This window comes from Pseudothermotoga sp. (assembly GCF_031962025.1).
Classification (GTDB): Bacteria; Thermotogota; Thermotogae; order Thermotogales; family DSM-5069; genus Pseudothermotoga_B.
In genome coordinates this window covers 19,784-40,154 of sequence record NZ_JAVRKW010000009.1, presented here as the reverse complement: position 1 = coordinate 40,154, position 20,371 = coordinate 19,784, and the positions used below count along the sequence as shown (strand labels likewise).

The 20,371-nt window shown below is 41.3% G+C and carries 23 protein-coding genes; all 23 read left to right on the top strand.

Going from position 1 to position 20,371, the window contains the following annotated elements; all coding sequences use genetic code 11:
• The first annotated feature begins 1 nt into the window (after position 1).
• The 23 genes from AC4E92_RS07615 (at position 2) to pyrR (ending at position 20,370) form a co-directional block, all read left to right on the top strand.
• Positions 2-1,564, top strand: coding sequence for an ABC transporter substrate-binding protein (locus tag AC4E92_RS07615; protein WP_490240000.1), 1,563 nt, complete (start codon positions 2-4; stop codon positions 1,562-1,564).
• 57 nt (positions 1,565-1,621) lie between these two features.
• The gene (locus AC4E92_RS07610; protein ID WP_490239999.1) at positions 1,622-2,596 is read left to right on the top strand and encodes an ABC transporter permease; all 975 of its coding nucleotides are present in this window, start codon (positions 1,622-1,624) and stop codon (positions 2,594-2,596) included.
• 10 nt (positions 2,597-2,606) lie between these two features.
• A complete protein-coding gene (locus AC4E92_RS07605) occupies positions 2,607-3,452 on the top strand; it encodes an ABC transporter permease (RefSeq protein ID WP_490239998.1) in 846 nt (281 codons plus the stop codon).
• Positions 3,449-4,426: an ABC transporter ATP-binding protein gene (locus tag AC4E92_RS07600; protein ID WP_490239997.1), complete on the top strand. Its 978-nt coding sequence runs from the start codon at positions 3,449-3,451 to the stop codon at positions 4,424-4,426. Before AC4E92_RS07605 ends, AC4E92_RS07600 begins: the two co-directional genes overlap by 4 nt.
• Complete coding sequence (locus AC4E92_RS07595; protein WP_490239996.1) at positions 4,408-5,352, top strand: oligopeptide/dipeptide ABC transporter ATP-binding protein; 945 nt, start codon at positions 4,408-4,410, stop codon at positions 5,350-5,352. Before AC4E92_RS07600 ends, AC4E92_RS07595 begins: the two co-directional genes overlap by 19 nt.
• A gap of 13 nt (positions 5,353-5,365) precedes the next feature.
• Positions 5,366-6,727: a M14 family zinc carboxypeptidase gene (locus AC4E92_RS07590; protein ID WP_490239995.1), complete on the top strand. Its 1,362-nt coding sequence runs from the start codon at positions 5,366-5,368 to the stop codon at positions 6,725-6,727.
• Positions 6,728-6,859: 132 nt separating this feature from the next.
• Entirely contained in the window at positions 6,860-8,647 is a 1,788-nt protein-coding gene (locus tag AC4E92_RS07585) for a ribonucleoside triphosphate reductase (protein ID WP_490239994.1), read from the top strand.
• Positions 8,648-8,653: 6 nt separating this feature from the next.
• Positions 8,654-9,355, top strand: coding sequence for an anaerobic ribonucleoside-triphosphate reductase activating protein (locus AC4E92_RS07580; RefSeq protein ID WP_490239993.1), 702 nt, complete (start codon positions 8,654-8,656; stop codon positions 9,353-9,355).
• A gap of 61 nt (positions 9,356-9,416) precedes the next feature.
• The gene (locus AC4E92_RS07575; RefSeq protein ID WP_490239992.1) at positions 9,417-10,193 is read left to right on the top strand and encodes a 6-phosphofructokinase; all 777 of its coding nucleotides are present in this window, start codon (positions 9,417-9,419) and stop codon (positions 10,191-10,193) included.
• Complete coding sequence (gene amrA, locus AC4E92_RS07570) at positions 10,190-10,714, top strand: AmmeMemoRadiSam system protein A (protein ID WP_490239991.1); 525 nt, start codon at positions 10,190-10,192, stop codon at positions 10,712-10,714. Before AC4E92_RS07575 ends, amrA begins: the two co-directional genes overlap by 4 nt.
• 11 nt (positions 10,715-10,725) lie before the next feature.
• On the top strand, positions 10,726-11,715 hold the full coding sequence (amrS, locus tag AC4E92_RS07565; protein ID WP_490239990.1) for an AmmeMemoRadiSam system radical SAM enzyme: 990 nt from the start codon (positions 10,726-10,728) through the stop codon (positions 11,713-11,715).
• On the top strand, positions 11,685-12,737 hold the full coding sequence (locus AC4E92_RS07560) for an FAD:protein FMN transferase (protein ID WP_490239989.1): 1,053 nt from the start codon (positions 11,685-11,687) through the stop codon (positions 12,735-12,737). The genes amrS and AC4E92_RS07560 overlap by 31 nt, the downstream gene beginning before the upstream one ends.
• A complete protein-coding gene (locus AC4E92_RS07555) occupies positions 12,721-13,089 on the top strand; it encodes a NusG domain II-containing protein (RefSeq protein WP_490239988.1) in 369 nt (122 codons plus the stop codon). The genes AC4E92_RS07560 and AC4E92_RS07555 overlap by 17 nt, the downstream gene beginning before the upstream one ends.
• A complete protein-coding gene (locus tag AC4E92_RS07550) occupies positions 13,086-13,670 on the top strand; it encodes a Gx transporter family protein (RefSeq protein WP_490239987.1) in 585 nt (194 codons plus the stop codon). The genes AC4E92_RS07555 and AC4E92_RS07550 overlap by 4 nt, the downstream gene beginning before the upstream one ends.
• On the top strand, positions 13,558-14,154 hold the full coding sequence (locus AC4E92_RS07545) for a Maf family nucleotide pyrophosphatase (protein WP_490239986.1): 597 nt from the start codon (positions 13,558-13,560) through the stop codon (positions 14,152-14,154). Before AC4E92_RS07550 ends, AC4E92_RS07545 begins: the two co-directional genes overlap by 113 nt.
• Entirely contained in the window at positions 14,096-14,845 is a 750-nt protein-coding gene (gene radC / locus AC4E92_RS07540; protein ID WP_490240028.1) for a RadC family protein, read from the top strand. Before AC4E92_RS07545 ends, radC begins: the two co-directional genes overlap by 59 nt.
• Positions 14,775-15,983: a hypothetical protein gene (locus tag AC4E92_RS07535; protein WP_490239985.1), complete on the top strand. Its 1,209-nt coding sequence runs from the start codon at positions 14,775-14,777 to the stop codon at positions 15,981-15,983. Before radC ends, AC4E92_RS07535 begins: the two co-directional genes overlap by 71 nt.
• 2 nt (positions 15,984-15,985) lie before the next feature.
• Positions 15,986-16,534: an HD domain-containing protein gene (locus AC4E92_RS07530; RefSeq protein ID WP_490239984.1), complete on the top strand. Its 549-nt coding sequence runs from the start codon at positions 15,986-15,988 to the stop codon at positions 16,532-16,534.
• Between the two features lie 11 nt (positions 16,535-16,545).
• A complete protein-coding gene (gene deoC / locus AC4E92_RS07525) occupies positions 16,546-17,283 on the top strand; it encodes a deoxyribose-phosphate aldolase (RefSeq protein WP_490239983.1) in 738 nt (245 codons plus the stop codon).
• A complete protein-coding gene (locus AC4E92_RS07520) occupies positions 17,280-17,918 on the top strand; it encodes a cyclodeaminase/cyclohydrolase family protein (protein WP_490239982.1) in 639 nt (212 codons plus the stop codon). The genes deoC and AC4E92_RS07520 overlap by 4 nt, the downstream gene beginning before the upstream one ends.
• Before the next feature lie 19 nt (positions 17,919-17,937).
• Positions 17,938-19,056, top strand: a complete 1,119-nt coding sequence (gene tgt / locus AC4E92_RS07515; protein ID WP_490240027.1) for a tRNA guanosine(34) transglycosylase Tgt — start codon at positions 17,938-17,940, stop codon at positions 19,054-19,056.
• Entirely contained in the window at positions 19,013-19,843 is an 831-nt protein-coding gene (locus AC4E92_RS07510) for a hypothetical protein (RefSeq protein WP_490239981.1), read from the top strand. The genes tgt and AC4E92_RS07510 overlap by 44 nt, the downstream gene beginning before the upstream one ends.
• Entirely contained in the window at positions 19,837-20,370 is a 534-nt protein-coding gene (pyrR, locus tag AC4E92_RS07505; RefSeq protein WP_490239980.1) for a bifunctional pyr operon transcriptional regulator/uracil phosphoribosyltransferase PyrR, read from the top strand. The genes AC4E92_RS07510 and pyrR overlap by 7 nt, the downstream gene beginning before the upstream one ends.
• Position 20,371: the final 1 nt, after the last annotated feature.

The window sequence follows — 20,371 nt, the reverse complement described above, 5'->3', positions numbered from 1 at the left end:
TATGGCGAAGAAGTTGTTTGTTCTGGCATTCCTGGTAACCTGCGTGTTATTACTCGCTGCCGCTCAGACACCCAAAAAGGGTGGAACCTTGGTCATTGCCCATTGGGGCGATCCTATTTCTTTCAACCCAGATGCAAAAACCGACGATGCTGGAAATGGGATTTATGGATGTATCTTCAGCAAACTCGTTGCTCTGGACGCAGATTACAATGTAATACCAGATCTTGCAGAAAGCTGGGAAATCTCTCCTGATGGGCTCACTTATACCTTTCACCTCAGAAAAGGAGTAAAGTGGCATGATGGTAAACCATGCACGGCTGAAGATGCAGTCTGGACATACAGTCAAATCAAATCTCATCCAGAGGCAACGGCTTCAAAGTACTTCGAGAAAGTCATATCAATTGAGGCAAAAGATGATTATACAGTGGTCTTCAAAATGAGCCAACCACAGGCGGCTTTTATCGGATTTTTGTCTTGGTATGGTACTTGGGTAATGCCAAAACACATATACGACATAACCAGAGACGGTTCTCCTGTCGATTGGATGGATAATCCAGCCAACCAGAAACCTGTTGGAACAGGTCCCTTCAAATTTGTCGAGTGGGTAAAGGGTAGTCATGTTATTTTGCAGAAGAACCCGGAATATTTTATGGGAGAGCCATATCTGGACAGGATTATTTTCAAAATCATACCAGATCAAGATACTGCTCAACAAGCTTTTTTAAGTGGCGAAGTTGATGTGAACAATAATGTCAGCAATGTGCACATTCCGATTTATCAAAAGATGCCTGATATTGTTGTTTTTCAAAAACCCGCTCCAAGCAGGTATTACATGGGATTCAATGTTGCAAGGCGTTCCTCACCATTCAACAACCCAAAGGTGCGCTTTGCGGCTGCCTATGCTCTCAACAGACAGGAAATTTTTGATAAAGCAATTAAATACGGCTCTGTGAGTGATGGATTTTACACACAGGGTATTCCGTGGGCTTATAACCCGAATGCAAAAGCACCAGGTCAGGATTTGAAGATGGCTGAGAAACTGCTGGATGAAGCGGGATATCCAAGGGGAAAAGATGGTTACAGGTTCGAAGTGACACTGGTTTATTTCCAAGGACAGGTTTGGAGAGATATGGCCACGATCATAAAAGAACAGCTGGACAAAGTTGGTATCAAAGTGACATTGGAAGAATATGAGATAGCTGCCTACATAGAAAAATGCCTGAAGGGTGGGGATTTCGATTTAACAGTTCTCAATGGTTTCCAGGGACCTGATCCGGATAACTTGAAACTCAGAGTAGGCACAGGTGGAGACATAAACGTGATGGGTTATTCTTCAAAAGAAGTTGACGAACTGCTCGATAAAGGAGCAACTGTAGTAGATCCAGATAAGAGGAAGGAATACTACTTCAAAATTCAGGAAATACTCGCACAAGATCTGCCATTTTACCCAATTGGTGAAGTTGCAGTTAATTATGTGCACAAAAAATATGTAAAAGATTTGCCATACCAGTTGGTTGGAAAGATAGCTCTCAACAACTACGCAAAGACATGGCTGGACAAATAGCTGTGTAGCCACCCACATTTGTGGGTGGCTTATCCTTAAAGGAGAGTGTGTTGCCGCATGGATCATTTTGCTCGATATCTGGTGAGGAGAATCATTTCTGCAATCATCCTGGTGTTTTTGGTTTTGACTCTGAATTTTTTCATAATTCATCTTGCACCGGGTGATCCTGTTACGATAATGGTAGGCCTTGAAAATCCGTCCAAGCAAATGATAGAAGCCCTGAAAAAGAGATATGGACTTGATCAGCCAGTCATCGTGCAATATTTTAAGTACATTGGAAATTTATTAAAAGGGGATTTTGGTTATTCTTATGTCTATGATCAACCAAGCTGGATTTTGATAAAGCAGAGAATCGGGCCGACCTTGGTTTTAACAGTTACAGGCAGTCTTATTGCCTTTTTTATAGGCACTTATCTTGCGATATTCGTTAGCAAGACACAAAAATCGAGCAAAGATACATTTGTATCGATCATTTCCTACATACTTTATGCAATGCCATCCTTTTGGCTTGGTTTGATAATGATCCTTGTATTTTCTGCAAAACTTAGATGGTTCCCAACTTCGGGTATGTTCAATTTGAGAGAATCTTATGAAGGAATGCGCAAATTTTTGGATTTACTGCATCATTTGACTCTACCTGCTGTAACTCTTATTTTGATCCAAATGCCAGTTTTTTACAGAGTAACGAGAGCAAGTATAATTCAAAATTACAAACAGGACTATGTGACAACTTTAACTGCAATAGGGGTACCACGACAGAGACTTTTCAAAAAATACGTGATTAGAAATGCTATTATCCCTTCTTTGACGGTTTTTGGAATAACCATGGGATTTTCAGTAACGGGTGCAACGATTATTGAAACGGTCTTTGCCTGGCCCGGAATGGGTAGATTGCTGCTGGATGCAATATACAGAAGAGATTATCAGTTGATACTCGGGATTTACTTTTTAATGGCTGTGTTTATAAGCATAGCTATGATTATAACAGACTTAGTAATTGCTTTCGTAGACCCAAGGATCAGATTGACTTAGAGGTGATTGTGTGAGCAGATTCAAATCGTTTTTGAAGAGATATTTATCAAATAATTATGGAATGGCAGGTTTATTCATTTTCTTAGTGATGGTTTTCTTTGCGGTATTTTCTTCTCAAATAGCTCCCTACAAAGCTGGTGAGATGACAGGAGATGTTCTTTATAAACCGGGGTTGAAGCACTTTTTTGGTACAGATCACCTTGGAAGGGATGTCTTCAGTCGCGTGGTGTTTGGTACCAGAACATCACTCCTTGTTGGATTTGTTGCGGCTGGTCTTTCGGCATTGATAGGTATTTTCATTGGTACACTCTCAGGTTACTATGGAGGCATAGTGGATGAAGTAGTGAGTAAGATCATTGATTCTTTCTTGATGATCCCGGTATTCTTTCTGATACTGATAATAGTAGCCATATTTGGTAGAAATCTGTTCTACATAATGCTTGTGATAGGTCTGACTACATGGCCTTCGAATGCGAGAATTATGAGGGCACAAACCCTAAGCATAAAGGAAAGGGCTTTTGTTAAAATAGCACGCGCAAATGGTGAAAGTACCCTTAGAATAATATTTTCTCATATCATCCCAAATGGTATGTATCCTGTTGTTGCAAACAGTGCACTTCAGATTGGTGGAGCAATTTTGACAGAAGCTGCGCTCAGTTTTCTTGGACTTGGCGATCCAAACGTAACGAGCTGGGGCAAGATGATAAGTGAAGGAAAATCTTACATGACTTTCGCCTGGTGGATCATAGTTTTTCCTGGGATTTTCACAATTCTCACCGTTATTGCATTTTCTTTTATAGGAGACGGATTGCAAAAGGCACTCTATCCAGCTCTTGGTGAGGTGAGTGAAGAATGAATGTACTCGATGTGGAAGATTTAACTGTTAGATATATGGTTGGAAAAAAGCAGATACATGCCGTTGAAGATTTGAATGTTTCTGTGAAAAAAGGGAAATTTCTTGGTGTCGTTGGGGAATCAGGTTCAGGTAAAAGTACGCTGGCACACGCAATCATGCGGCTTCTTCCAAAAAATGCACATGTGATAAAAGGAAAAATAGAATTGCTGGGTCATCAGATAACTTCAATGAGCGATAGTGAGCTTGAAAAGTTTAGATGGAAAGAATTCTCGATGGTTTTTCAACGATCAATGAATGCTTTGAGCCCTGTTCACAAAATTGGGACACAGATGTCAGAAGCGCTGATAGTGCACAATCCACAGATGGATGAGAGAGAAATCAAAGAAAGGCTCGAATCGCTTTTGAGCACAGTTAACTTGCCAGTTAGAGTGCTTGAATGTTATCCTCACCAGCTTTCAGGTGGAATGATGCAAAGGGTTATGATAGCACTTGCACTTGTCAACTCACCAAAATTTGTGATCTTGGATGAAGCTACTACTGCTCTTGATGTAGTTACACAGGGACAGATAATAGAAGAACTCAAGATCCTGATCGAGAAATTTTCTTTAACAGGCATGGTGATAAGCCATGATCTGGGGGTTGTAGCGGAACTCTGTGACGATGTCGCCGTTATGTATGCTGGAAGGCTCATGGAGTATGGAAGCAAAGATCAGGTGATTCATAGACCATTACATCCATATACAAAGGCTCTTGTTGCCTCCTTGCCAGATTTTGCTGAGAAAGGCGGAAAGTTGTACAGTATACCAGGAAACCTTCCTGACCTCTCAAAGCAGATAAATGGTTGTGTTTTTGCCGCCAGATGTGATTTAGCATCACAAGAATGCCTTGAAACAATTCCTCCTGTTTTTGAATTTGAAGGGCATCACGTGGCTTGTTTGAAGGTGGGGAATAGATCATGCGAGTACTGCAGGTAAATAATCTGAAAAAATATTTCACAGTGGGTTTGTTGAAAAAATACGTTGTGAAAGCACTCGATGATGTGAGTTTTGATATAGACCAGGGTGAAATATTTGGAGTTCTGGGTGAAAGTGGCTGTGGAAAATCCACACTTGGTTTGGTGCTCAGCAGAATAGAGAAAGAGACAGAAGGTGAGATCCTTTTCAAGGGAAACAGAATAAGTGGTTCGACAAAGCTTTCCTCCGATACAAGAAGAGAGATTCAGATAATTTTCCAGAATCCGTATGAATCTTTTGATCAAAGATTAACCATAGAAGACTCTCTTAAAATTCCCTTGAAGATAAACAAGATTGGAGAAAGTGATTCCCAAAGGAAAGAAATAATAAAGCACTTTTTGCACCGTGCCGGGCTTGAGCCTGCTGAATCTTTTTTGAGTCGATATCCGCATGAGTTGTCAGGCGGACAGTTACAGAGAATCTCGCTTTTGAGGGCTATGATGCTCAATCCCACTTTTTTGATAGCAGATGAGTGCGTTTCAATGCTTGATTTATCTGTCAGAGCCAGTGTAATAAATCTCATGCTTGATCTTGTCAGAACAGAGAAAACCACTGTGATGTTTATAACGCATGATATATCCTTAGCAAAATACGTGAGTGATCGGATAGCAGTTTTGTATCTTGGTAAGATTGTTGAAATGGGAAAATCATCTGATGTTGTGGAAAAATCGTTGCATCCATATACAAAAGTTTTGGTGAGTTATTCGCCATCGGTTTTTGAGAAAAAACAAAGGATCAAACCCAGAGAACTCATGGGGGTTTTTCAACCGCAGGTTGGATGTAATTTTGCAAACAGGTGCCCATTTGCAGATAGTGAATGTGAAAAACAGACCCCACAGCTCAGACAAATAGAGCCAGGTCATTATGCTTCATGCCTGAAAGTATAAGGAGGGAAAGGACATGAGCATTATTGAACAGGTTATTAGGCAAGTTCCAGATTACAGGAAATTCATGACAGTTGATGAGCTGAATGAATCCTCAAAGAAGTTGAAAATCCAGTTTCCACAGGTTGTTGACCTTTTTGAGGTTGGTAAATCAACAAATGGTGAGCCAATATTATGCCTGAGGATTGGTAATGGAAGTAAGTCTGCTCTGCTTTATGGTTTTCCTCATCCAAACGAGCCAGTTGGCAGTGTAATGCTGGATTATCTGTCCTGGAAACTGGCTGAAAATAAAGAGTTAAGAGATATTTTTGATTTCACCTGGTATATTGTTAAAGCTGCCGACGTAGATGGAGCAAAACTCAATGAAGGATGGTTCAAAAAACCATATTCTTTCAGGCAGTATGTGTACAATTATTACAGGCCAGCGGGAAATGAACAGGTAGAATGGTCTTTCCCGATAGAATACAAAACTCTCAAATTTGATAAGCCTACGCCGGAGACGCAGGCACTCATGAATATAATACAACAGGCACCACCATCATTCATATACAGTTTACACAATGCAGGTTTTGGTGGGGTTTACTACTACATCAGTGAAGATGCACCCTTGCTGTATCCGATTTTCGAAAAAGCCGCTGAAGATCAGAACGTACCACTGTCACTCGGTGAACCAGAAGTGCCATATGCAAAACAATTTCACCGCGCGGTTTTTTTGATGCCAACGACGGTAGATGCGTATGACTATTATGAAAAATATGCAAGTGTCGATCCTGCAACAATTATAATGAGCGGAGAAAGCAGCATAGGGTATGCTAAACGTTTCAGCAGGAACGTCTTTGAACTTGTTTGTGAGGTACCTTACTACTATGACGAACGAATTGAGAATACCAAACCAACAAAGATAAGTAGAAGAAAATTAGTTCTTGAAAATCTTGAATCAGACAAGAATGATATGGAGCATCTCATTTCACTGTATGAAAAGATAAAAAGCTACATCGATACCCATACCAAATTCCAGGATGCACTTGAATATTTCATGGAATCCTTCAAAAGATCTTATCAAGCAAGACTTCGTTGGGCTCAAACGGCTGAAGAACTTGAAAGAAACGCAACTGTGGCAGAAAAATTTGACAATCAGATAAGCACTAAATCCTATTCTCTGTTCAAATGGGGTATGTTCTACCGGCTTGTAAAATCTCAAAAAAATAAAGATCGTCTGCTTTCAGAAACATCAGAAAAGATCAGAGAGATTATCGATTCACGGATCAAAACATTGCAGAAAAAGACGCAGTTTAAAGTAATCCCAATAAAAAAGTTGGTTCAGATTCAACTCACAGCTGGCCTGTACACCTGTTTATACACCTCCCTCAGAAAATGAATGGCAGCGCTAACGCGCTGCCAAATTTTTTCCCATCAATTGGCAAAGCTCTCGTATCCTGTTTGACTTTATACGATATATAGTGTACAATTTAATTGTACACTATATATAGTAGATTGTGGGGGTGTGAAGATGTCTTTTGATACCAGTGATCTGATAGACAAATATCTTTCGTTGCAGGATTGGCAAGTAAGGGAAAACAGCAACATGAATTATTCGCTTCAGGGTATGAACAACTACATAGTTTCAGCTTTGACCACAAGATACTGGCTGGAAAAAATCTATCCAGAGGAGATCCGTCAGGCTCATCTGCAGGGAGATTTTCATATTCACGATTTGAATCTCCTTGCTCCCTATTGTTGTGGATGGGATTTGAGAGACCTTTTAATCTATGGTTTTGGTGGGGTTGAACAAAAGGTTGAAAGTAAACCAGCAAAACACTTTAGAGTTGCGCTCATGCAAGTGGTCAATTTCTTCTACACGTTGCAGGGTGAGGCGGCGGGTGCTCAAGCATTTTCTAATTTCGATACTTTTCTTGCTCCTTTCATAGCTTATGATGGTTTGTCTTACTCAGATGTATTGCAATGCATGCAGGAGTTTGTTTTTAATTTGAACATTCCAACAAGAGTCGGGTTCCAGACCCCTTTTGTGAACATAACGATGGATGTAACGGTGCCAAAGTACCTTGCTCACGAACCGGTTATCATAGGTGGCGAGTATCAGGACAGATGTTATGGAGATTTTCAAGCACAGATGGACATGCTCAACAAAGCTTTTTGCGAGGTGATGCTCCAGGGAGATGCCAAGGGAAGAATTTTCAGCTTTCCCATACCAACTTACAACATAGTTCCTGACTTTCCATGGAATAACGAGGTTGCGGAAATGATTTTGAAAATGACTTGCAAGTATGGTGTGCCGTACTTTGCGAATTTTGTGAGTTCTGGCTTGTCGCCAGAAGATGTCAGGAGTATGTGTTGCAGGCTCAGACTTGATAACCGTGAATTACGCAAAAGAGGAGGCGGGTTATTTGGTGCCAATCCAATGACGGGGTCCATTGGTGTTGTGACTATCAACATGCCAAGACTTGGGTACCTTTCGCGATCGGTTGATGAGTTCTTTGAAAGATTGTCGAATATCATGGATCTTGCAAAAGAAAGTCTTGTGATTAAGCGAGAAATTATTGAAAAACTGACCGAGGCCGGATTGTATCCATACTCAAGGGTGTATTTGAAGAAGATCAAAGATTCTTTTGGACAATATTGGCATAATCATTTCAGTACGATTGGTTTAATCGGGATGCATGAAGCCCTTGTGAATTTGTTCAAAAAGGGCATCAACACCGAAGAGGGTAAAGATTTTGCGATCAAGGTTCTTGATTTTATGAGAGCGCGATTAATTGATTATCAAAAACAGACAAAAAATCTGTTCAACCTTGAAGCAACTCCAGCTGAGGGTACTTCCTACAGACTTGCAAAGATCGACAAGGAACGCTTTATAGATATATTCACCAGCGGTGATGCCGAACCATTCTACACAAACTCTACTCAGCTTCCAGTGGGTGAAGTTGAAGATCTCTTTGAAGCACTGCAGATGCAGGAGGAATTACAGATCAGGTACACCGGTGGAACCGTTTTCCACGTTTATCTGGGAGAGAGAATCGAAGACACAAAATCAATCGGATTATTGATAAAGAGAATTTTTGAGAATTATCGCTTACCTTACATCACCATTACTCCCACTTTTAGCATATGCCAGGAGCATGGATACATACCGGGTGAACAATACAGTTGTCCAATGTGTGGTCGAGCTACAGAGGTGTGGAGCAGGGTTGTTGGTTTTTACAGGCCTGTACAGAACTGGAACCCAGGAAAGCAAGAAGAATTCAAGATCAGAAATACGTACAAAGTTCATTGTGGATGACTGCTTATGTATTCAGTTCAGGGTTGGGTCAAAGTAAGCCTGCTGGATTATCCGGGTTGTTTGTGTTCTACAGTTTTCATAGCAGGGTGTAATCTCAGATGCCCTTATTGTCATAATAAGGACCTAATCAGTAGGGATAGCTGTCATTATCAAATTCCCTGGGGAAAAGTTTTACAGTGGTTGCTGAAAAACCATCAGATGATAGATGGTGTATGTTTTACTGGTGGTGAACCGACTCTTTATGAGAATCTCAGATCAATGATCTGTGATGTTAAAGAGTTTAGGTTGAAGGTAAAGCTCGATACAAATGGTACAAATCCATATGTGCTTAAAGAATTGCTTGAATTGAAACTGCTCGATTTTGTGGCTATGGATATAAAGGCTCCGTTAGATAAATATCATCAGATCTGTAGATCTAAGGTGGATGTACAGAATGTAAAAAAATCAGTTGAACTCATAAAGACTTTCGCACCAGACTACGAATTTCGAACGACTTTTCATCCTTCATTACTTTCGATTGAAGATTTTCACCGAATATGTGAATGGTTATACGGTGCTTCAACTTATGTGATCCAAAACTGTAGAACACAGGGCAGTACCCTTGATCCATCTTTCAGCAAATTGCCACAGGCAAGTTACCAGGATGTGCAGAGTATAGCAAATATCTGCAAAAATTACTTTCCAAATTTTGTCCTCAGAGGTTTTTGAGTCTCTTTTCCAAAAGCCGTTGATGGCTTTCAGAGGGTATAATTTATCTGGGAGGATTCTGGTGAGATCAGGGCTTTTAGTCGAAGGAGTATGCCCGGGCGTTAACAAGTTCATTCACACACTTGCTCAAAAATCTCAGGATAGTCTCGTAGGCTTCTTGAACGGCTGGGAAGGACTTTACCAGGGAAAATCGTTTCTCATAGACAAACAAGCGGTAAAAAAATTTGAGAACGCCGGTGGATCTGTACTTTCAAGTTCATCTTTACAGGATATACCAAAGAACTGGAAATACAGAATAATGGAGAATCTTCTCAAATATGGAATCGATCTGTTACTCGTGGTGGGCAATGAGCATTCTCTGGCTTTTGCGAACGAACTTTTTTCTGCGGGGATCAGGATAGTATTGATCCCTTCAGCCGATTTCAGTATTGAATCATACAGAATGGGCTTGAATACCGTCGTGAACAAGTTGAGTGAGTGCATATACTACTTTAAAGAATTTTCGAAGACTTCTAAAAGAAAGATAGTGCTTTGTTTGCCTTCCAAATTCAGTGATCTTGTGGAACAGATGAAGTACGTCCACAGTTTTTTCTCAAAAGAATTTTCTGGTCAGATACTCATTTCGTGGGATGAATTTTTTGAAGATTACGACTGCATTGTGAAAATCGAAGGGATTTTAAAAGCAAGTAAACCACTCGAAAAAGACATTGCCTTTGCTCAGAGTCTTGCACAGGTGATTGCATCGCGTTCGCTACCAAAGGGAGGAAGTATGCTCATCTATAAAGAAGATTTTGAGTTTCTCGCACTTAGTAACTCAAAAGGGGGGATATCAAGGTGAAAGGGGAACATCCTTATGTAAAATGGGCGATCAAAAGTATCGAGTACTGGATAAAAGACCATATACAGATTGATCCACTCAGAGACGGTGCTCCACAGGAGCTTTTGACCAGAAAAACCGGAGCTTTTGTGAGCCTACACAGGCTGGATGGTAGTTTGAGGGGATGTATAGGTACCTATCTTCCAGCAAAATCAAATCTGGCTGAGGAAATAAGAGACAATGCAATAGCAGCCGCAACAGAAGATCCAAGGTTTCCACCTGTTGAGGAAAAAGAATTCGATGAAATACAGGTCAGCGTTGATATTTTGAGCGAGCCAGAAAAAGTATCAGATATAAATCAGCTTGATCCAAAAAAGTATGGAGTGATAGTTGTGAGCGGTTTCAAAAGGGGTCTTCTGCTGCCAGACCTGCCAGGTGTCGATACAGTTGAACAGCAGCTTTCAATTGCAAAGAGAAAAGCCGGTATCTTTTTCTCTGAGAAGGTTACTGTGTACAGATTTACCGTAGAAAGGTATCACTGAGGGGTGGTTGGGTGCAAAAAATGGCGCTCTATTTCACCAGCCTTGGCGATGAAAAGGTGAGATGCGAACTTTGTCCGCATCACTGTGTGCTGAGCGAAGGACAAATAGGGCTGTGCCTGACAAGAAAAAACCAAGATGGAATAATGGAATTGATGAATTACGGGCAGATCACTTCAATTGCCATCGACCCGATAGAAAAAAAGCCTTTATTTCACTTCAACCCTTCAGACAAAATACTATCAGTTGGTTCTTTTGGCTGTAATATGAAATGTGCTTTCTGCCAGAATTGGGAGATATCCCAGCAGATGGCTCCAACAAAGCGGGTTCTTCCCGAACAGTTAGTATCCATTGCAGTTGAACGTGGATCGAAGGGAATTGCCTATACTTATAACGAGCCGTTCGTCTGGTTTGAATTTGTACTTGATACTTCCAGAATAGCAGCCAGAGAGGGATTGTACAATGTTTTAGTAACAAACGGTCTTGTGGAAAAAGAGCCGCTCAACCTGTTGCTCCAGTCTATTCACGCCATGAATATTGATCTTAAAGCTTTCGATGAAAGTATATACCGCCGCCTTGGTGGAGATTTAGAAACTGTCAAGCAAACCATCGAAAGATCTGTGAAGTATGGAATTCATGTGGAGGTAACAACTCTGGTCGTTCCTGGTATAAATGATGACATGAAACAATTGGAAAATGAATTCAAATGGCTGGCTGATCTAAATCGATCCCTGCCACTTCATCTATCGCGTTATTTTCCAAATTACAAAATGGCTGATCCGCCCACTTCTGTGGAAGGGTTGATAGATATTTACAATCTGGCTCGTCAATATCTCGATTTTGTCTATATTGGAAATCTTTGGGATCCACGATATGAGAGCACTGTTTGTCCAGACTGTGGAACGACAGTTGTCACAAGGCGGGGGTATGATGTCCAAATCACGGCATTAGATTCAGAAGGCAGGTGCAAAAAGTGCGGAAAAAAGATAGCAAGAATTTTCTGAGGATCAACAATTTTGTGTTCTCGGTTCTATTGATCGGTATCGCTATTGTCGTTGCCTTTCTGATTCTGGTCTTTGTGCGTACACCACCTAATTACTATGAATACACAGGCTTCACACTTGGAACATACTGCAGGATCGTGGTATCTTCCAAAAAAGGTTCAAAAAATATGGCTGAAATCATCTTTAATGAATTAGACAGGGTTTATAAAAAATTCGATCCAAATAGTTCACAGAGCGTTATCAGCAAGATAAATTCTTCAAATGACTTGGTTGATCTTGATGAAGAGAGTTTTGTTTTAATTGATGCGGCATTGAAATTTTCACAGCTCACCGAGGGTGCTTTTGATCCGGCTCTGGGTAATTTGATAAAACTCTGGGGATTTGACAGGATATCCGAAAAGGTTCCGACTGTGGTACCTTCTAAAGCAGAGATAGATGAAATTCTCAATCATTGCGGGGTTAAAAAAGTTGAGCTGGATGGCAGAACAAGGAGGATCAAATTGAACGATGGTGCAAAACTGGATCTTGGTGGGATTGCAAAAGGCTATGCGCTTGACAGGGCATATCAGATAGCCAAAGAAATAGATTCAAAATGTACGGGTTTCATCGAAGCAGGAGGAGATATAAGGATTATAGGACCGAAATTTGGTTCCAGACCATGGGTAATAGGTGTGAGAGATCCACGCAAGGCAGATTCGGCTGTAGATTATATCTATTTAACAGATGGTGCGGTGGCTACATCTGGAGATTACGAGAGGTATTTCATCGTCGATGGAATAAGATACCATCACATCTTTGATCCTAAAACTGGTTATCCTGCAAAAGGGGCACAATCTGTTACAGTCATAGCAAAGGACGCGACAACGGCTGATGTTCTTTCTACATCGGGGTTTGTCATGGCTCAGGAATGGGAATACGTCGTTTTACAGTATCCACAGCTCGGTGGAAGTGTTCTGTTGATTGACGAGAATGGTGCTATTCACAAATCACCATCGTTTTCAACCTATGAGCGCCCAAGGTAAGATTTTCAGGTTGATAGATTTTGCTGTGGTTGCCGTCATAGCTGTGGTTTTTTTGCTGTTCTTTTTTGTAACGCATCAAAGTGATTCCACAGGATATGTGGAAATCTGGAAGGATGGACGGCTGGTCACCGTTTTGAAAGAGTACGGTGAATACGAATTGAAAGATTTAGAAAGACATGTCATGGATGTAGTTTTTGAAAGCGGGAAAGTTTATGTGAAGAACAGCGACTGTCCTTTGAAAATTTGCGAGAAAACCGGAAAGGTTGGTCCAAACGGTGTAATAGTATGCATTCCCAACAAAGTTGTTGTGAAGTTTGTGGGAAAAAGCAAGGTGGATGTGATGACCTGGTGAGGAGTAAGAAGATCGCGCTGAACTCCCTTTTCATTTCACTTGGTATAGCGGTGTATGTTCTTGAGAGTTTCGTTCCATTTCCATTTCCAAATGGAAAGTGGGGTTTTTCGAATTTTGTCGTGCTCATATCGGTGGCTGTTTTTGGTGTAAAAGATGGTTTGATCGTAGCAGTTGGCAAGAGCCTTGTTGGATCACTGATCATTGGTCATTTTCTGGATGTGGCTTTTTTCATGAGTGTTTTTGGATCGATTTCAGCGGCGTTGATAGAAGCATTGATATTCAAAATGAATATCTTTGGACTCTTGGGTGTGAGTGTTTTTGGTAGTGTCACAAACAACGTTGTGCAGACCTTTGTTGGAGCGATTTTTATTGGCAGTAGAGCCCTTTTCTGGATCTTACCGTACATGGTGGTTCTTGGTTTACCCGGTGCTTTTGCAAATGCGTATATAGCTGGAAAGGTGATCTCTCGTGTTCAAAAGATTGATCTTAGCGTCTTCGTCTCCGCGCCGACAGAAGATTCTAAAAATACTGTTCGAAAACTTCCAGGTGGTGGTTCCTCAGATAGAGGAGACAAACACTGATGATGCCATAGAAACTGTGGAAAAACTGGCACTTTTAAAGGCTCTCAGTGTTTTTGACAGAGCCACAGATGCTGTGGTCATAGGTGCTGATACAGTTGTGGAAATTGATGGAATTATTCTTGGTAAACCAAAGGATATCTTTGATGCTAAATCCCAACTTTCTGGTCTAATTGGAAGATGGCACCAGGTTCATACCTGTGTTGCTGTCGTTAGCCCTGGTGAAATCTGGCTGAAGACGCAAACCGCACGGGTCAAATTCAGAAAAGTGCCACAAGAAGTGATCGAATATTATGCGCACAATTATTCTTCAGGTAAGGCGGGATCTTATGGTTTACAGGATTTCGGAGGCGTTTTCATCGAATCGATTGTCGGTGATCCATATGTGGTGATAGGTCTTCCCATTGCCGACCTTTGGGAGTATTTTTATAAAAAAGGGTGGTGGAATTCTGAAACCAAGAGAACGAATGATGAAGGCTGGTTCTGAAGGTTTGTCTGAACAGGAACTCATCGCAATACTTTTGAGAACAGGCATAAGGGGAAAGGATGTGTTTCAGCTTGCCGAGGAATTATACGCCAAGTTCGATAGGTCACTCAGAGCACTGTCCAATGCGGAATTGGAGGAAATTGCATCTGTTAGTGGAATTGGAATTGCAAAAGCAACTTCTTTGAAAGCCGCGCTCGAGCTTGGTAAGAGGTTGTATAAAGAACTCTCAGATGTGCGTATCAACTTGGACAAACCGGATACTGTTTTTGAATACTGCCACGATATGAGGTTTTTTGAAAAAGAGGTATTACGTGTTATCATTGTTGATAGCAAGCTCTTTGTGGTTTTTCACAAAGATATAACACATGGAACGAGCAACCAGACCTTATTTCATCCTGCTGAGATTTTCAGGATTGCAGTCAGGTCAAATGCCGGTGGATTGATCATTGTTCACAATCACCCATCGGGAGACCCCACACCAAGCGAGGAAGACAAAAGAGCGACCGAAATGATAATCAAAGCTGGTGATATACTTGGTATCAGGTTGATAGACCATCTGGTAGTGGGAAGAGAAAGTTATTACAGCTTCAGGGCACATGGTTTACTGGAGGCTTGTTCGGATGGAAGAAGAGAAGGACGAAAGGATTCTGAATCTGCTAAAGTTAAAAATGGAATTAGAAAAAGATCTTGAAAAAAAGGGGTTGAAACCCAAGGAACAACCCAAAAAAGACATTTCGCCATCCAAACCCAAGATAACCTTTGAGGAAGAATTGAATATACCCGTTCAGGATATATGGTCGATTTATGATCTCAACCGTTTTACCTATGGTGAAAATGATTCTGTTATAGGACGTTCGATTTACAAAAAGATCAATCAGGTTGAAGATACAGTACATAGAGTTTTTCTGGAACAGTTGAGATCATTCATCGAAGGTGATTTCACCAAATCGGATTTTAATGAGCAAAAGAGTGCTTATTTTGAAGCGCTCAACTTGACTAAGGATTTGTATTCAACCTGTAAGCCACCTGTAGAAGCCGTGAAAAATTTGCTCAGGGAATATCCATCATCACCTGTTGCACTGTTATCGGTTGCCGAAGTTTTGCTCTTTACTGGTAGATTTCGCGATGCTGCAAAACTTTTCAGAGTGGTTTTTAATAGCCTTAAAGACCCTTATATCGGCCTTTTAATCGATGCTTACGATACCGGGCAGGTAAATACTTCCTTATTTACAAGCTGTGTATCACAGGGCGGATATAAACTATTGACACTAATAGTTTCTGCACTGACAGAAGATGAAGAAAGGGCAGTTAAAATCGCAGATGTACTGGACAGGAAGGCTTATGCATGTGCTAAATACGCTGCATGCAGGGCAAAGATATCAAAAAGCGATGAGTACACGTTTTGCCCAAGAATTATCATACTCAATCAGGCAATTGATTTTGTGAACAACGGTTCTTTCGACAGAGATCTGGTAGAAAATCTTTGCAATTTCGATCCTCAGGCTCTGGTACTGCTTTTGAGTGAAGCAGTCAAAAGGAAGGATCATGAAAGCGCAAAAGGATACTTGTCTAAACTTATTGACTCATCTGAATCTGTTGCATTTGTGCCGATGAGTAGAACTAACCTTCCAGTTTGTCTTGGAGGCATTCTTGGACAGTATGCAAAAAGAAAAAACTTCATATCTGTGAGTGATCCTGAAGAGGGCGTGAAAAAACTCTTTGAGTTGATAGCTCAGTTTGGCGATGTTCAGGTTGTTTTTAAAGATATGGAATTTCTCAGACTGTACTACGGTGAAAGACATTGCAGAAATCTCTACAGGAGGGTGTAATTATGCTGAAAAGAGAGAGTGCCGTTGAGCTTGTTAAAAACCATGTGAAGTCGAAAAACCTGATCAAGCACTGCCTTGCGGTTGAGGTAGTGATGAGAGCACTCGCTAAAAGATTTGGTGAAGATGAAGAACTCTGGGGACTTGCTGGCTTACTGCATGATCTTGACTATGATTACACAAAAGACGATCCTCAAAATCACGGGCTCAAAACCGTTGAACTGCTCAAAGATTATGACGTTCCAAAAGCCGTTCTGGATGCAATACTGGCTCATTGTGAAAAGAAGGAAATAACAACAAAAATGGAAAGAGCCATTTATGCCGCAGACCCTGTCACGGGCTTCATTGTTGCGGCTGCACTGATAACACCTGAAAAATCACTTTCAGTTATTGATACGGATTTTCTCATGAGAAGATTCAAAGAAAAGCTTTTTGCCAAAGGAGCAAATAGAGAGCAGATGAAAAGTTGTGAAGAACTCGGACTGTCTCTTGAGGAATTTCTAACTCTGTCTCTGGATGCTATGAAAACGATCAGCAAAGAACTCGGATTGTGAGGTGGTTTTTCATGAACATAGAATATAAAATTGAAGAAAAAATAGTCAGTTATAAGAAAGAGTATAGATTTCAAATCAGTGATAAAATAGTCACGGTGGATGAATTAAAACAATCTATTGAGCACACATTGTTGAGACCGACCGCAACAATTGAAGAAATATTCAGGCTCTGTGACGAAGCAGTTGACCACGGTTTTTACGGTGTCTGTGTAAATCCTTCTTTTGTGAAATACGCTGTTGATAAATTGAAAAACACCAAGGTGAAAGTGGTCAGCGTGGTTGGATTTCCGCTGGGTGCGGTAACTCAAACTGTCAAAGCAAGGGAAACAGCCGAACTGGTTCAACTCGGTGCCGATGAAATCGATATGGTGATTCATATTGGAATGCTCAAGTCAAAGGAATGGACGTACGTGTATGAAGATATCTGTTCGGTGGTGGAAGCTGCTGAAGGTAAACCGGTAAAAGTTATAATTGAGACTTGCTATCTGAGCGATGAAGAGAAAATAGCCGCTTGTGTGTTGAGTGAATTGGCAAAAGCCAAATTTGTGAAAACTTCAACGGGTTTTGGGACAGCAGGGGCAACGGCTCAGGATGTTCATCTTATGAAATGGTGCTCGGAAAAACTGCAGGTTAAAGCTTCTGGCGGTATCAAAAGTTTTTCACAGGCTGTTGAGCTTATCAAAGCCGGGGCAAGCAGAATAGGTACAAGTTCATCGATCAAAATACTTTCAGAGGGGGTGGAGGGATGAATCTTGCAAAACTTCCAATAAGAGAATTTGTGGACAGGGTAGCTGACAAAAGTCCAACACCGGGTGGTGGTGCTGTCAGCGCACTGGTCGGTGCTCTAGCTGCTTCACTGGTGGAAATGGTTGCAAATCTCACCCTTGCAAGACAGGATTATTCGGACTGGCATGCGGAGATGGAAAGAGCAGTGAGCCTGATGCAGGAAAAACGTCTTGCCCTGCTTGATACTATAGATCTTGATGTAAAGGCTTTCGATCAGGTTATGAGTGCTTTTAAACTACCAAAGAATACTCCTGAAGAAAAGGAAAAAAGAAGTCAGGCGATCCAGGAAGCGTTGAAGCAGGCGGCTCACGTACCGTACGAAACTTGCCGTCATCTGAAGGAGGTTTTGAAAACAGCGGTGGCTGTAGCACAATGGGGAAATATAAACGCGATTTCTGATGTAATCAGTGCGGCTGAACTTGCGGCGAGTGCTTTTAATTCTGCTAAGGCAAATGTATTGATAAATTTGAAGTCGATCAAAGATGAGAAGTTCAGGGAAAATCTCATGCATGAATTGAAGACCTTCACAGGTGAAGTGGAAGGAGCGTTGAAGAGTGTCAGAGAAATTGCAGTACAGAGAGCGGACCTTAGGGTTTGAAATAACAGCTCAAAATGGGATGGCACGTGTTGGCAAGCTTCATACATCACATGGTACCTTTGATACTCCTATTTTCATGCCGGTCGGGACAAACGCGAATGTAAAATTGATGCGTACCGACGAACTGGAAAAAATAGGAGTTGGTATTCTTCTGGGAAATTCTTACCATCTGGCAGTTAAGCCTGGATTGGATGTGATAAAACTTCACGGTGGTTTACATAATTTCATGAACTGGAATGGTGGTATACTTACTGATAGTGGCGGATTTCAGGTTTTCAGTCTTAAGGATTTGCGTCAGATAAATGACGACGGTGTGCTGATAAGATCACCGGTTGATGGGTCCAAACTGTTTCTGACACCGGAACTTTCGATTGAAATACAGAAAGTGCTGGGCTCTGATATCGTTATGGTTCTTGATCACTGTCCAGGTCCTTTGGATAGTTATGAAGAAGCTCTCAGGTCTTTGAAAAGAACTCAGCAATGGGCACACAGATGTTTGAAGTACGGTGTCAACGATGGTCAGATGATCTTTGCGATAGCACAGGGTGGGGTTTACGAAGATCTAAGGCGATTGAGTGCACAGGAGCTTGCTCAAATGCCCTTTGATGGTTTTGCAATAGGGGGTTTGAGTCTTGGAGAGGAATTTGAAAAGACTGTGTATTTGAGCAGTATCACAGTAGAGTCCTTGCCTTTTGAAAAACCAAGGTATTTCATGGGTGGAGGGTCTCCAGAACTGATAGTTCATCTTGTGGAAATCGGAGTTGATATGTTTGACAGTGTCTTTCCAACAAGACTTGCAAGACATGGTACGGCATTGACTTTCAAAGGCAGGGTGAACATCAAAGCCGCAAGATTTAAAAATGACCTTAGACCAATAGAAGAAGACTGCGATTGTATAGTTTGTAGAAATTACACCAGGTCATACATACATCATTTGCTGGATCGAGGAGAGCTTCTGGGTGGTATGTTGCTCACAAATCACAATCTGCGTTTTATGATGAGATTCATGGAAAAACTGAGACGTTCTATATACGATGGGACTTTTATGGATTTTAAGAAGGAGGTGGCTGATTCTTATGCCAAGAGTGAGGGTGATGAGCTTTATTGTAATTCTGTTGACAATACTGTGTCTGGGTGACATAATTGATTTTTCATCTGATGGGCGTTATGTGGGCGCAACTGGTCCATGGGCATTCAGGGTCAATCCTGCAGGTATAGTTGAGAATGAACTCCGTCAATTGTTGATATCCAACACTCTCAGGTTCGGCACAAATAATGTTCGAAGTTTCTCGGTTTCGTTAGTTCAACCCGCGAAGGATTCCTTGGCAGGTGTTTTGAGTTTATCGAGTGATTTCAGTGATTTGAACAAAGAAAGACTCAGTTTTCTGTACGGAGTGGCAGGTAGATCTGGAAATGTCGATCTTGGGCTGAATGTTGGGCTGGAACGGATCAAGCAAGGCTCTTCTACAGAAAAATACTCTGTTTTTATAGATGTCGGTGTTAGAGGAAAATTTGTACAGGAAGGTTATGCTTATTATAGCATAGCAGTTAAGAAATTCAGAGTTTGGTCTTCAGATTCCAATCTGATGAATAGAGCTGATATCGGAGCTGGAATCTCATTGGAGTTTGATCAAATGAAGTTTTCTTTTGATGCCATGTATGTTTCAAATGAATTTTGGAATCTTGCTCCTGGAGCTCAGCTCAATCTTTTGCCTGTGAGTCTGTACTTTACAATGCCATTTTTCTATGCGCCAGAGACTTCTAAGGGCAGTCTGTCACTCGATGTTGGTGGAAATGTGCAAATTGGAGATTTCAACATCGGAGTTTCTGTGTATTACCCGTTCACAAAGCAAAGTGGTTCTGATCTGTTCAATGAGCTGAGTTACGATTGGCATATAGATTTTCGTGTCGGCGTGAGATGGTGAACAGGGTAAAAGTACTGAGTTCCGAAGATATAAGAAGGTCGTTGATGAGAATAGCTCACGAGGTTGTCGAAAAAAATCGAGGCGTTGATCAGGTCGTATTTGTAGGTATTATTACGCGCGGCGTATTTCTGGCAAAAAGGCTTGCTGATTTTGTGGAGTTGATAGAAGCTAAAAGGCTACCAGTTGGCGAACTCGATGTGGGTCCTTACAGAGATGATGAGAAACGCACAGAAAAAGGTAAGACAAAGATAGAGTTCTCCATAGACGACAAAACAGTTGTGCTGGTTGATGATGTGCTTTTTACCGGACGCACAGTTCGTGCTGCACTTGATGCCCTTTCAGATCTTGGAAGACCCCGCTGTGTTCAGCTTGCGGTGCTTATAGACAGAGGGCATAGGGAGTTGCCGATAAGACCTGATTTTGTGGGCAAGAATCTGCCCACTTCGAAAAATCGCGAGAGAGTTAATGTCAATTTGAAAGAAATAGACGGTGAGGATGCCGTTTATATAGTTCATCTGGAGGAATAGC

Coding starts and splice junctions, on each gene's coding strand:
- AC4E92_RS07585 (WP_490239994.1), top strand. CDS start 6,860: ATGTCTTTTGATACCAGTGATCTGATAGACAAATATCTTTCGTTGCAG.
- AC4E92_RS07590 (WP_490239995.1), top strand. CDS start 5,366: ATGAGCATTATTGAACAGGTTATTAGGCAAGTTCCAGATTACAGGAAA.
- AC4E92_RS07535 (WP_490239985.1), top strand. CDS start 14,775: ATGGAAGAAGAGAAGGACGAAAGGATTCTGAATCTGCTAAAGTTAAAA.
- AC4E92_RS07530 (WP_490239984.1), top strand. CDS start 15,986: ATGCTGAAAAGAGAGAGTGCCGTTGAGCTTGTTAAAAACCATGTGAAG.
- AC4E92_RS07610 (WP_490239999.1), top strand. CDS start 1,622: ATGGATCATTTTGCTCGATATCTGGTGAGGAGAATCATTTCTGCAATC.
- deoC (WP_490239983.1), top strand. CDS start 16,546: ATGAACATAGAATATAAAATTGAAGAAAAAATAGTCAGTTATAAGAAA.
- pyrR (WP_490239980.1), top strand. CDS start 19,837: ATGGTGAACAGGGTAAAAGTACTGAGTTCCGAAGATATAAGAAGGTCG.
- tgt (WP_490240027.1), top strand. CDS start 17,938: ATGGCACGTGTTGGCAAGCTTCATACATCACATGGTACCTTTGATACT.
- AC4E92_RS07510 (WP_490239981.1), top strand. CDS start 19,013: ATGAGCTTTATTGTAATTCTGTTGACAATACTGTGTCTGGGTGACATA.
- AC4E92_RS07555 (WP_490239988.1), top strand. CDS start 12,721: ATGAGCGCCCAAGGTAAGATTTTCAGGTTGATAGATTTTGCTGTGGTT.
- AC4E92_RS07520 (WP_490239982.1), top strand. CDS start 17,280: ATGAATCTTGCAAAACTTCCAATAAGAGAATTTGTGGACAGGGTAGCT.
- AC4E92_RS07580 (WP_490239993.1), top strand. CDS start 8,654: ATGTATTCAGTTCAGGGTTGGGTCAAAGTAAGCCTGCTGGATTATCCG.
- AC4E92_RS07615 (WP_490240000.1), top strand. CDS start 2: ATGGCGAAGAAGTTGTTTGTTCTGGCATTCCTGGTAACCTGCGTGTTA.
- AC4E92_RS07595 (WP_490239996.1), top strand. CDS start 4,408: ATGCGAGTACTGCAGGTAAATAATCTGAAAAAATATTTCACAGTGGGT.
- AC4E92_RS07600 (WP_490239997.1), top strand. CDS start 3,449: ATGAATGTACTCGATGTGGAAGATTTAACTGTTAGATATATGGTTGGA.